This window comes from Mesorhizobium sp. M0991, assembly GCF_040318915.1.
Lineage (GTDB): Bacteria > Pseudomonadota > Alphaproteobacteria > Rhizobiales > Rhizobiaceae > Mesorhizobium.
The window spans coordinates 1-13,356 of the sequence record NZ_JAMYNE010000066.1; the positions used below are offsets into that span (position 1 = coordinate 1).

Below are 13,356 nucleotides of genomic sequence, written 5' to 3' on the forward strand. Positions count from 1 at the left end.
CCGGGACAGGGGCACCGGGAGCACGCCAAGTGCGGGCAGGCCGATGTATTCGATGAGCTGCGAGCTCGCGTTAGTAGCTGGCCGCCCCTGCGACCTGCCCGGTTGCGCCGAGAGCGCGGATCCGTAGGTGGCGCGTCGCCCGCTGGCTCCCGATTGTTGAGGAGAGGGAGCCGATGAGACGTGTGATTGGATGGACATCCACCGCACCTTTGCGGAGGTGGTGGTTTGGGAAGACGGCCGGCTGCGCCATCACGAACGGCTCGACATGACCCGCTCGGGACTGGAAGGGTTCGGCCGCAATTTGCGACGGACGGATGAGGTTGTCGTCGAGGCCACGGGCAACGCCATGGCGGTGGTGCGGGTTCTGTCGCCCTATGTCGGCCGGGTGATTGTCGCCAACCCGATGCAGGTGAAGGCGATCGCCCATGCCAGGATTAAGACCGACAAGATCGATGCCGGCGTTTGGCGCAGCTCCATGCCAGCGGGTATGATCATGACGGTGCCATCCGATCCCCGCTGGAGATGAGCGATTTTCGGCGTATGGTGCGACCATCCGGAACAGGGGCACCGGTAGCACGCCAAGTGCGGGCAGGCCGATGTATTCGATGAGCTGAGAGCTCGCGTTAGTAGCTGGCCGCCCCTGCGACCTGCCCGGTTGTCCCTGACCTCAGCCGCAGTGATCGTGGTGGACCAACCAGCGTCCTGCATGCCGCGGAACTCGCCCCGAGCGATGCCACGAAGTCCATCTCGTTCATCTGGCGGGCGAATCCGTAGAGTCTGGACAGCTCGGTGGCGAGGTCAATCAGAGACTGCTGTTCTTGCGGCGTCGTCGGGGTGCTCGGGCAGATTGGTCAAGTGAGCGTATCTGCTATGGCAGCAAGGTGCGAACAACCACCACCTCGTTGCCAATAAATGAGTTAGGGTCCAGCGACGGCGACTCCAGAAAACCGGCTGTTCTGAAAATAGCTTCGATCGCTGCCCGATCGGCTCCTGGTGCTATATGCACCTCCGCCAAGTCTAGTTGGCATACCGGGTTTGGTTCTCCGATTGGAATTGGCCAATACCGGAATGCACCGTCACTGCAAGTCAGATCGACACCACCCTGATGACGCTTAACGAGCAAGCGGACCTCGTCTTCGATGACCACAGTGGACTTCAGATAGAAGGCGCCGATCTTGGAGATGGTCCAAGGATTGAACGGCGGCTCTCCGGCCGCTTGAGGGCGTCGTTGATCTCTCGTAGGACGGTGACCGAGCCGCTTTGTTCATAGTGGATCGGGCGAAGTTCTGCCACACCAGGGTGAATCTGGAACTGCAGACGCGCGCCATTTCCCTTTGCGAACGCGCCCCACATGAGTTGCGGATCTTCGGAGGCACACGGGTCATCGAAACGTGGAGTGCGCCCCTCGGACCGGACAGGATGCCTTGCTTTGTAAGATGCTATGCAGATATCTATTCCGAAATATTGGCGGGAAAGATGAAGAAAATGGCTAGCCGGAAGAAACGCGGGGCAACGAAAAGGCCGCTCGATGAAGAAGTTCTGCTTCGGCATATGCAAAGCATAGTAGACAGCGAATTCGAGAATCTTGTAGGCGAGGCGCTGTCAGAAATCTGTGGGAGACGCTTCTTTTGTTCGCGAAGCGGAAGCCAATACGGGGGTGACGGAAGTGCACGAGGCCCGTTTGAAACGGTTTTCGAAGCCAAGCTCTATCGAGACACTACTTCTTTAAATCAGCGCAATGTACTCGGTGGCTTCGTTGAAGCGACCCATCGTGAGCCGAAACCTGATCTTTGGGTGCTCGCTGCTAGTCGGCCTGTCCCAGAGCAACTTGAACGAGCACTCCGCCGCGAGGCGGAAGAAAAAGCAATCGGCCTTCTCACGCTCGACGCTCCGCCCACGGGCGGCTCAGACCTTGTCCAACTGATTGCTATGGCGCCAAAGGCCGCTGCCCTACGGCTTCCGGCAGAAGCCCAAGCCGCAATCGACCGCCTTAGACGGGAGCCAAATTTCTCTGGGCGGGCTCTTGAGCTTCGCCAAAAACTCTCGGGACCCGATTTCACGCTTGCGACGTTGCGTGCGGCAGTCGATGCCTGGTGGCGAGAGACGATGTCGGAACCGCAGAAACTGGTCCGTCGCCTCAGGGCTAGACCCGCCCCTGGACGGTTGGGTGACCCGTGGGCCGAATTCGTTCGCCGTGATGTGGTCGATGCTAACAGCGCAAGCATTAAAGCCGCGGCGACAAAGGGAAATCCCTGCTTTTTTGTCGGCGACGAAGGAGTTGGCAAGACTCTCTCCGCTCTTCATTGGCTTTTGGAGAATGCCTCTGAGACCCTCTTGCTTCCGGTTACCAAAGCGGTTTCCGTTTCGAAAGACCCCATAACACTCATGAGTTGCGCGCTCAGCATGATGTTGGGTCGCTCCCCTGCGGAATGGGTCAAGAAAGCCGAGATGTTGCTCAGTTATGACGATATCCAAGCCCCTATCGTGACACTTTTTCTTGACGGTCTCAACGAACGACGAAAGAGCGATTGGACCGAGTTGCTGACGCGACTGCAAGACGAACCCTATCGCCAGCGCGTTCGTGTTCTTGCTACGTGTCGTCCCTATGCGTTCGAGCACGATTTCAATGAGTTTGTTGGACTGAGCCAGAAACCGCAGGTTATCCGTATAGGCCTCTTCGCAGACGCGGAACTCGACCGAGGTCTTAAGAACCACAAAATTCCCCGATCCTCTTTATCCGATGAAATGACGGAATTGCTACGCCGTCCGCGACTTTTCGACCTAGCACTCCGATACCGTGAAGAGCTTGAAAAAGTGGGCGAGTTCACGCCAGCTCGCTTGTATTGGGAGGACTGGAAAGACCGCCTGGCACGAAACCGTGACATCCTTGCGGAACCCGATTTCAAGGAAGCACTCCGGCAAGTTGCAAAGGCAATCGATAAGGCATCGCCGAATCCTTCGCGAATAGCGACGGCTGACCTACATCACGCCGTCCGGAACGCAAACCCTTTTGCGGACAATCCAGAGCGCGTCTTGCAAACACTTACGGAACTGGTTGACGGCGGGCTTGCCGAACGGTCCGGGGAAGATACCCGTCTAACATTGTCATTCGCGGCATTTGCACTTGGCTGGGATCTCTGGCGCCGAGCGCTAGAACTTCCTGCGGATTGGACGATTGGACAGATTGTCAGTGAAGTTCGAAGCTGGATAGAGCCGTGGGGCGGGGCCTCATTCGATTGTGAAGTGCTTCGAGTTGCCAGTTGGGCCGCCGCATTAGCGGACGGTAGGAGAGCAGCCCAAGCCGCGATATTCGCCCTTTGGCTCGATAGGCCAAACCTTTCCGACGAACACGAAGACGACATTCTTGCTATTTCACGGCGCATAAACACAGCTCTTGTGGATGTCGCCGAATACGTCTGGTTCGCAGGCGACGCAGAGGCGTCCGAACGCCTTTCTTATATTATTAGACCCCTCACTGGTGCGAGCGAATTGAGGGTAGCACTGATTGAACGTGCTCGTCATTGGGCCGGCTTGATCGGTCTAATGGAGTGGCCATTCTTGGGGCAAACAGACGACCGGTCTGCTTTGCGTGAAAAGCGACTTGAGCGACTGCGCAAACGCCTCGGCGATCGCTTGGTTTTGAATAAACCGTTCAAGGAGGCCGATGAAACTCTCACCATAGCAGATGGCGAAGAGCCTGATGGATCGCACGCCTTTGGCTACGCCGTTAGCGTTCTTGCTTTTCACAGTCGTGATGACCTGATGCCTTTGATAAGGGTTTGGTCCATAGCCGGGTCTGTTCGGTACGGAGACCATGACGATAAATATATCGCAGCGCTGCTGCGCGGTGCCGAACCCTCCGAGATCGCCCTAGTCGATCAAGCGTTGTCACAAGCGCAATCTTTCACCTTGGGCAATGACATTCTGATGGCGCATGCCGCAGGTTCACTTGGATGGGCAATTGGGACGCCTCAGGCCATGACCGTCGTTGCAGACGCCTTTGACAAATCTGGGCTTAGAGACGAACGACAAGAGTTAATCAAAACAATTTCAGTATGGGAAAGACCTGCAACCGTCGAGGAAGCCATTCAGAAGGTCGCCGACCAAACCGAAAAACCTCATGTTCGCTTGTCATATGCGCGGGACTGGCTACTCCATCCTAAGATGAGACTACCGGAAAGCCTTGTTCGCGAGGCCACGGATTTTGCAAGAAATCTCGACGTTACGGCAATCTATCAATCAAGGGGCCACACTTCCGAATCCCTTGCATTAGAGCATTGGATGCCCGTTTTGGCCCGGGCAGCGCGCGATGATAGAGCAGCCATTACGCGCCGACTTTCGGGTCACGTCGCGGCCGGCCAAGTGTCGCCGGAAAGAGCCATGTTTGTTATCATCATGGAAATGTCGGTACTTGATGCAGCCGACCTTGTGCCGCTTATGTCGATACCTGGAGACGATCCGGATAGCGCGAATCTGCGGATGGCGGCCCAATTTTTGTTGGCAAAGGACGGCGACGAGCAGATTAGCCTGCTCCTGAGCTTGGAACCGTCGCAAGTTATCTATCGTGATTTGGCGCTGACGTTCAGCATTCCGAGTGCCACTGGGCTCGATGCATTGGCGAAAGCTATTCATGGCGGCCTCGAACGAAATCGATTGCGAAGTGCGCTCTTTTTGGTGGCTGCCACGGGTGTGGATTTGACCAATGCCCTGCGCACTGCATTGCTGGAGCGCCTGAGACAATCATCTCCGCATTGCCGAGCGCCCGAACTGGAGATTTTGGCTAAATCCGATGCGCCTGCGGCGGCTGCCGAGTTGATCGCCTTGGATTGGACTGTCGGGAATGCCCGAGACGATGATGAAGCCTTCTGGGGAAGTTTGGTTCTCGCAAAGGCGTCGCTTTCCCTCAATGAGGTGGTTCGGCGTCTTCATCCTCGCCATCTTGTGCGCGCCGCCGAGAATACAAAGGATGGGCCAGCGGTGATCAGTGCCATTTTGATCGCCAAACTGCGGTCAGTCTTGGACGCAGAGAAGCGACCATTGCCGGCGACGTCCATTTCCAATTTTGCAACCGATGACACTCAACTGGAAACTCGAAGTGTCACGCTTCAGCACGGTCTCAATAAATCGGCTCTCACGCTGGCCGAACGATTTCGATTGGGGTTCGATGCCGATGCGCGCCAAGAAATCATTGACCAAGCAATTGAGGCTGTTCAGCGTTCGGATCAATCGACCCTTGCAAGCGGCAGGCGGCGTCCCGACTGGACCATTCCGAGCGCTGGCCTTGAAACGCTCTGGACCGCAGAGCCGACCGCCTTTGAGGCTATTGCGGATTTCCTCTCGATTCAGTCTGCTGACAATCTGAATCAACTCGCTGTCCATGAGCCTGGTCTCCTATATCCGATGGTCTCCGTTGGACTCAAATGCGACCCAATTCGTTTTGCCTCGATATGGCGTAACCTCCTGTCTACGAGACATCATACTGTATATCGAACGAACCTCGGCTCGGACTGGCTTCTCACCATGCCTTTCGCGTGCACGAGCCCCAAGGGGTGGGCACTTCAGATTGAAGCGTTCGACTTCTGTGAAAACGACCGCGAGCTACTCGATTGCACCTTGCACGCAGAGACTCCAGACCTCCAGCAGCGATTGATCGGTTGGACTATTTCTGAAGCCCAATCACCCTCCATCTGGAGACGGGGGCGGGCTATGATTGTTCGGGGCTATCTGGGCCTTTCGTCGCCGCGTGTCGAAGACCTAGAGCGCCTGGACATACAGGCGTCTTGGCTCGGAAATGTCTGGCGCTATGCCGAAGGATGGAGGGAGCGCCGCCGCTCAATTGTTCATTGGCTGGAGCAGTTCAGGTCAGCCGACAATGGCATATCCGCGTCAGCGGATTTCGAACTCCTCAAGAGCAGTGCTGACCGTCGCGTCTGGCGGATGCTTGATGGATGTAAACTGAACCATCATTCTCAGATCATATTCGAGCGACAGCGCTCTGAACTTAAGCGAGCGATAGAGAAACGCGAAAAGGATATGGGGGAGAAATTCCTCGACCAAAAGCTTGTCGACGGCCTCTGGCCTCGCAATATGAAGCTGAATTGAAGCATCCGAACGCGGTTCAGATGAACCAAACGAACTCCGTTCGCGCGTTTCGCAAAATGTGTGCGGGTGTACTACGCTTTTTCCGCACCTTCTTGGCAAGGGGGTCGCTGCGCACCCCCGTTGCATCCCCCGAGCCGCAAGGTCTTCGCGAAAGATCCAGTATGACCACGTCGATGACCCGGCGTAGATCGACCGGCATCTGTTCAATAATAGCGTCCTTTAGCTGTGCCGTCGTCGTTATGGATAAGTCTTTACGCCCCGCGATTTTCTCACCTGCCCCGAACCATAGAACGAGATAGATGCCTTGATCCGCCGCATCAGGGTGCACGCTATAGCGGTCGTGAAGCTGCGCCGAGGCGGCTGAAAAGAGCTTTGAATGCCACTGCCCTTTGACCTCGATGACGAGCAGCCGCCGTCGACCGTCAATAATCACTGATGCTGTGATGTCGCATCGGTTCGCATGCGCCATGTGATGTTCGATTGTGACCGAGAGGTTCAAGGCCGACATTTTCACCTGTAGCCGGTCAACGATCCGATCGCGCGAACTATTTTCATCGAGGTGCTCGCCGCCCGGATAGAACATGTTGAGCGGGTCGGTCTCGGCGCCCTGAACCCATCGCTGGTATTCCACCAGTTCTTCAACCAACAATGCACGCAAATCCTCCACGGTGGCGATCTTGCTATGGTCGAGAAAATTGACGATGTCCTTTGCAGAGGGCGTTCGAAAATCCTGTAGCGCCTGTTTCCGGTGCGCCGCAGCTTTCATGCTGCGGGCATCCCTGTGGAAATCAGCAAAGCGATCATCGGACAAAAGCTTGTCCAGGACCGGGAGGCTCTGATCAGGAGAATCGCGTCCTATTAGGTGAACCACATCGCTCAGAAAGCGATAGGCCGTTTCGCCGGGCGGGTCGCCCGTACCCCACGAGCTGGGTAGAAAGACCTTCGGCCATACATCGACGTATGCGTCTAAGATTGCAAATACCTTCTTGGCCGAGAGCACAGGCCACCCCACCGCGTCATCCCGATAAAACCGGCCCGCTCGATGCTCCAAACGGGTTATCGTCTGCGGATCAGCCTTTAGCGCTTCCCAAACAGCTCCCGGCGGATCTTCTAGGAAGAATAGTGCCCGCAGAAACCAGAATTTTTGGTCGGACTTTTCGTCGTCGGTCGTAGCTTCACGCCCGGTCCACGCCGCACATTGTTGTTCGATTAAGTGCCGTAGTCTTGAGCGATCAGCATGCTCCGCACAGATGTCAAAGAGCGTATCTCTGGCCCCCTTGGGCATTTCCGGAAACCGCTCCAGCCATTCCAACGCCAGTGTTTTTTGAAGAGGTTTGAATGCCTGTTTGTGACGAAGCCAGCCGACATCGGTAGGTGGGTCGCCCGGTTGAGTTAGCTGGGGTTCGATAAATTCTCGCGCATAGGCTTCGACATCCGAAAGATCCCCAAACAGCAGTCGATCGATCTCGGCTTCCAAAGCCTTGCCTTCTCCTTCCCCATATCCACCATACCCCCCCAAATCAGTCTTCACGGCGGCAAGGACTTTACGATCGATCCGCTCAAGAGTTCCTGACCCGCGAAAATATGCGAGACATGCGGCGTGCAGCACCCGCGTGACCGCCTTCCGTTGTTGAGAAAGAGCTGATAGAGTCGGAACATGCTCGTCGAGCAAGGGGAAGCTGTTCAGAAGCGCTCTGTCAGCGCTGCGAACGTCATCGAATATCTCACCCATCTTTTCGGGTTGGAGAAGGTAGTAGTCGGCAATCAGTCGGAGTGCACCCCAGTGCGCACCGGCCTCGATTCTTGCCAAATTTTCTCGAAAAAAGGCTAGCCTCGCTAGTTTGGTTTGATCTTCCTTGCGTTGCCATCTACGGTTTGATCTCGGCCAGCGATACCGATCCTTGTCTATCAATGAACGGGTTTCACGCTCACGCTTGGACCAGATTCTGAGCAGCTCTGATCGTTCGCGTCCTTGCCTGCGCATCAAGGCCCGGAAATCGTCTGGACCTTTCTTTTCCGAATAAATGTTATGCATGGAATAAAATCCGCCCCACAATGCGGCATTGCCCGTTTCAAAGGCATGGTCGAGCAGGGCACGATAATCACGTAGGTTCATCTGCAACCCCGAATGACGCTGGCTCATCGAGAGGCGCATCCGAACGTCCCATACGTCCTTGTCGTCAGCACAACCTGCGAAAGCGAGCCGATGTATCGCCTGCCGTAATTCGTCGTTCTCGGTCAGTGCCTGCACTGCGATGCTCTGATCTGACGATTTGGTGCGATCAAACGTCAGAGATTTCGTCCATCCCCAAATTTTGTCTGGCGCATGTGTTTTGGTCGACAGCTTGAAATATTGGTCAAGCAGTGAGCCGGCGATCTTGCTGACCTCGATACGACAATTGCATCGATGTTCGCGTGTTGCACCGCATGTGCAGGTGAGGCCACGGGTAAGCTCGTCGAGAAGCCATTCTGTGCCGGGCAGGTCGAACGTGCTGATAAACTGCCTCACGTAAAAACGAAGCTCCGGCGCCGCTTGATCGCGTCGTTTCCTGACCTTCCCTGTTGCTGCAATTCTTTGGAGCAAGGCGAGTACCTGCTCCCTTCCGATCACCTTCATACCCAATTCGGTGATGATATCAGTCGCGATACGCAACGAGGCTGTATCGCCCATCGCAATCAGGGTTGTGACATCCGGCCCGCGGTCGCGGTCCGGCAATTCCGTGAGAAGGTGCTGCGCACGCATACGAGACGACAACTGGTTGTCAGCGTCGAGCATGATGCAGCAAAGCTCTTCTTCGAGGGGCGGGATAGCGTCGGATGCTTGAAGAAGTTCGAGAAGAAGATCGCGCAACTCGGGCGCGACTTTGTCGCCAGTCAGCTGCTCTTTCAGGTCATCGACCATATCGACGCTGAAGAGGCCAGCCACGCTAAATCGCCGCCAGGAGTCGCTGCGGCGGAAATACGGATCGATTTTTGAGAGCTCGCGCAGTCGTGTCATGAGAAGATGCTTGGATGACGACGTAAGTTGCGACGGGTCGCCGTTGGCCAGCACCGCATAAGGGTCGACGTCGATACAAGCCCGTTGGATATGGGGACTTCCTACAGCCGCCATCCATCCGAGCATGCCCCGAAGCTCGTCGCGCACTACGCTGTTGGGCGCGATTACCGCGAGACACCGGCCAAGGGAAAGCGGATCGGTAGCATCGTCAATGCGTGTCGCAAGATAGCGTGCGGCACAATATTCTGAAACGATGCGATGCACCGGCTCGTGCCTCGCGGGTGTGGCTGATGGTTTGAAGAGCCGCGTGTCGAGCGTGGATTGCAACAATGACAGGTCAGCGGTGCTGACCGCCCGCAGATACGGGAAATCCATATCGCCTGGCTGCTCTACAGAAGATAAGCCTGTTGATCCCGATAACAGCAGTTTTGCAAAGAGCTCTTCTCCGACGCGGATAATTGCATCAGAGGGCGGCCGTCCGCGCTGTTTTGGCGATGCGCTTCGCTCCGAGGTCAGCCTCTCGACCGCGTCAACGAAAATCCTGCTTTTTGTCACGAACTTCCGACCGCTCTGCACATAGGCGTCAGAGAAGAGCTTGAGAAATTGTGGATTACCTAAAAGCGCCACGAGCTCGAAGCGAGCAGCTTCATTGAGGAACGCTGTGAAATCCTCTCCCGGAAGATAGGCTTCAAAAAGCAGCTTCTGTTCCGCTTCGGAAAACGGCAAAAGCCGTACCACGGCCGGCTCAGAGCCGAAGCACTGTTGCAAAAGCCGGGTTCGTGCCGGGTCCCATTCACTGGAGCGACAGGCCAGCACGACGATACCCGCCTGCGACTCCTTTGCCTTGACGATGATCTGATCAATTGCAGATTGGTCTATACGGGCCACTTCATCGAGAGCATCGATGACCAATGACGGAACCTCGGCTATCACCGAGCGGTGACGGAAGCTGGTTGCTGTGCAGAATTCACCACCTAAATGGGCGGCCATGCTCGTCAGAAGATCGCTCTTGCCAGCACCTGGTTCTGCTAGCACAACAATGAGTGCCTCTTCGGCGAGCAAAGCCGCCTCTGAAATGATCCTGTCCCCGTGATAGAGCGATCGTGGAATATAATTTTGGTCCATTCATGCAGCATAAGCGCCGCCAATGTCTCACCCAAGCTGCAATTTAAGATTGGTGGAACGCACGTGACTGGCGTGTGCCTGGATTCGTTCAGTAGTTCCCGTCAACTCCATCGTGCTGACGCGCGGCGCCTATCGGACGAACACGAAAGAACCCGCTGAGCCTCGCGTATTGAGTAGAGTGCTTGTTTGCAAATATTTAAATTTGCGGCGATCATCGCCGCATTTTTTAAAGATTGTAAATTCACTTTAAAAGTGATAGTTTATGAGAGTCGCAAAATACGGCGATGATCGCCGCATCGAAAGTGTTTTTTAAACCTATGCCAACGAACACCGACCGAAGACAATTGCTGCGAAACCTGGTGCCTGAGGGGCTACCGGTGACGAAGCGTTGGCTGTCCGAGCAGAATCCGGACTTCGATCGCCACGCGCTCGATAATCTGGTCAAAAGCAGGCAGCTCACGCTGGTCGCGTCCGGTGTCTATATACGCCCCAGTACACACCTTACCTGGCAGGGCATCGTCACCGCACTGCAGACCATCTTCCGCACGGATCTAAGTGTCGGCGGATTGACAGCGCTCGAATTGCAAGGATTTGCGCACTACCTGCCATTGTCGAGGCAACGCGCGGTCCATCTTTACGGCAAAGACGTTTTGCCGGCCTGGCTAGGGAGTGCGCTGCCTTCAGTCCAGTTCGTTCGCCACAATCGTCTCTCCTCGCTAGGCGGTTCCGGCCTCGTCAACCGCGAGTACGACACAAACGAGCGAACGCTCGTGGATAGCAGCATACCGGGTCAGCGGACAGGCGCTTGGCCGTTCACCATGTCATCGCCCGAGCGGGCTTACCTTGAAGTCCTGATGGACGTGCCGGGCGCCATATCCTTCGAGCACGCCGACCAGCTTCTCCAGGGCATGACCACGCTCTCACCAAGGCGCATGGAGCAACTCTTGCGCAAGTGCACGAGCGTCAAATTGCGCAGGCTGTTCTACTGGATGGCCGAGCGTCATTCCTACGCCTGGCTGAAGAAGCTTCCCAAACCCGAAGCGCTTGATGAGCTTGGCCTTGGTAGCGGTAACAGAATGCTGGTCAGAGGCGGCAGACTCGATCCAAAATACCGCATAACGGTTCCGGAGGAGATGTGGACACAACCAGCCCTTATTACAGACCAGTCCGACTCCTGACGCGTGTCTTGCCGCTGGTCGCGGCGGAGACGTGTTTCGCCCTCAAAGGCGGCACCGCCATCAATCTCTTCGTTCGCGATCTGCCGCGGCTCTCCGTGTACGCATCCGGTGAAGACCGCAGACGTGCGCATCCGGCAGCCAGGAGAACCTGAGCACCGGAGTGCTGGGGTCAAGCTTTCTTTGGGGAGACGCGATGATATTCTTCGAGGAGGAGTTTGACCTCCTCGATGCCTTCATCGGTGAAGGCCAAGATCCCGTCGTCATCGTTGGCGCCGTAGACCCAGATGACGCCGTCCTCGGGCTCGAGACCGAGGGTCAGGTCCTGGATGAGCGCTTCGCTGACGCCGAGGTCCCTGGCGACACGATCGACGGTGTAGACGTGATGCACCTTATTGCGCTGCATGATCAGGCCGCCGCTGGTTGGGTCCGCAATTTTGCGGATCTCCAATTCCACGGCAGCAAATCATCGATCCGATGGGCCGGATAGGCGGGCAGTCGGGCGAGGACGTCGGCGAGCCAGGCCTGCGGGTCGACATCGTTCATCTTGGCGCTGACGATCAGGCTGTAGAGAACGGCCGCGCGCTGTCCGCCGCGATCGGAACCGCAGAAGAGCCAGGACTTTCTGCCGAGAGCGATGCCGCGCAGGGCTCGCTCGGCTGCATTGTTGGATAGGCAGATCCGCCCATCGTCGAGGAACCGGGTGAAGGATGACCAGCGGCGCAGCATGTAGTTGAAGGCCTTGGTCAGGTCGTGCCCGCGCGAGAGCTTGTCGCGCGTCTTGATCATCCAGCGCTCGAGCTCGGTGACCAGCGGCGCGCTCCGCTCTTGGCGCACGGCGTGGCGTTGGGCCGGCGACAGGCCGTTGATCGCGCGCTCGATATCGAACAGGGCATCGATGCGCTTCACGGCTTCGACCGCCAGCGGATAGACCAGGTTGGGCTTCTCGCCGTGCGCCTTCTTGCGCGCCGCCGCTTCGACATCGGCCAGCTCAAACACTTTGCGCCGGCTGTGGGCCCAGCAGCTGGCCTCCAGAACAGGCGCCGGCTGACGACCCGTCGCATAGAGATCGCCATAACCACCAAAGGCATCGGCCTGCAGAATACCGCTCCAGCCGGCGAGATGCGTCGCGGGATGTTCGCCTCGGCGATCGCGGGAATAGTAGAACACTGCCGCCGGCGGATCGGCGCCGCCGAACGGTCGGTCATCGCGCACATAGGTCCATAATCGGCCGGTATCGGTCTTGCCCTTGGCCAGGACCGGCACCGTCGTGTCGTCGCCGTGCAGACGCGAAGCGGCCAGCACATGGGCTTCGAGCTGCTTGAACAGCGGCATCAGCGCCGCGGCGCCGGCGCCGACCTGGTCGGCGAGCGTCGACAGGCTGAGCGGCACGCCTTCGCGGGCATAGCGTTCGGCCTGGCGGTTAAGCGGCTGATGCTGGCCGAACTTCTCGAACAGGATCATCGCCAGCAGGCTGGGACCGGCCCAGCCGCGCGGGGTGGCGTGGAAGGGCGCCGGAGCCTGGCTGATCGTCTCGCAGTCGCGGCAGGTGAACTTCTCCCGCACGTGCTGGATCACCTTCCATTGCCGCGGCACCACCTCCAGCGTCTCGGTGATATCCTCACCCAGCTTGCGCAGCCGATGACCGCCGCAGCAATGGCAAGCGGCCGGCGCCGGCTCGACCACGCGTTCGCGCGGCAGATGCTCGGGAAATGGCTGGCGCGCCGGTCGCTTGCGCATGTAAGGCGCCACCTCGGTGGTCCGGGCCGCGGCCTGTTCGGCGGCGATCTCGTCTTCCGTCGCGGTGCTCTCGAGTTCCTCGAAGGTGAGTTCCATCTGGTCGTGCAGGCGGGCTGAGCGTTCAGAACTCCGACCATGCAGCGCCCGCTGCAGCTTCCGGATCGTCAGATGCTGATGCGCGATCAGCGCCGCATCATCCGATGCCTTGGCCCTGGC

General features: G+C 57.4%; 5 protein-coding genes and 2 pseudogenes. 4 read left to right on the top strand and 3 right to left on the bottom strand.

The genetic code is table 11. From position 1 onward, the window contains the following. Positions 1–190 precede the first annotated feature (190 nt). Both NKH70_RS34735 and NKH70_RS34740 read left to right on the top strand, forming a co-directional pair. A pseudogene (locus NKH70_RS34735) lies at positions 191–489 on the top strand (IS110 family transposase); the annotation flags it as partial. Between the two features lie 987 nt (positions 490–1,476). After that, positions 1,477–6,102 (top strand): hypothetical protein, encoded by a 4,626-nt coding sequence (locus NKH70_RS34740; RefSeq protein ID WP_353027390.1) that lies wholly within the window; start codon positions 1,477–1,479, stop codon positions 6,100–6,102. 16 nt (positions 6,103–6,118) lie between these two features. Here NKH70_RS34740 and eruA read toward each other — a convergent pair whose 3' ends face one another. After that, a complete protein-coding gene (gene eruA, locus NKH70_RS34745) occupies positions 6,119–10,225 on the bottom strand; it encodes an NACHT domain-containing antiphage protein EruA (protein ID WP_353027391.1) in 4,107 nt (1,368 codons plus the stop codon). A 284-nt stretch (positions 10,226–10,509) separates the two neighbouring features. On the opposite strand from eruA, the gene NKH70_RS34750 reads away from it, so the two are divergent. Both NKH70_RS34750 and NKH70_RS34755 read left to right on the top strand, forming a co-directional pair. Beyond that, entirely contained in the window at positions 10,510–11,403 is an 894-nt protein-coding gene (locus tag NKH70_RS34750) for a type IV toxin-antitoxin system AbiEi family antitoxin domain-containing protein (protein WP_352791437.1), read from the top strand. Next, a pseudogene (locus NKH70_RS34755) lies at positions 11,361–11,501 on the top strand (nucleotidyl transferase AbiEii/AbiGii toxin family protein); the annotation flags it as partial. The gene NKH70_RS34750 and the pseudogene NKH70_RS34755, both read left to right, overlap by 43 nt. A 71-nt stretch (positions 11,502–11,572) precedes the next feature. Here NKH70_RS34755 and NKH70_RS34760 read toward each other — a convergent pair. Together NKH70_RS34760 and tnpC are read right to left on the bottom strand one after the other, a co-directional pair. Beyond that, a complete protein-coding gene (locus tag NKH70_RS34760; protein WP_023731894.1) occupies positions 11,573–11,806 on the bottom strand; it encodes a hypothetical protein in 234 nt (77 codons plus the stop codon). Positions 11,807–11,808: 2 nt separating this feature from the next. Continuing rightward, positions 11,809–13,356 (bottom strand): IS66 family transposase (tnpC, locus tag NKH70_RS34765; protein ID WP_353027392.1); only part of this gene is annotated, 1,548 nt, incomplete at its 5' end.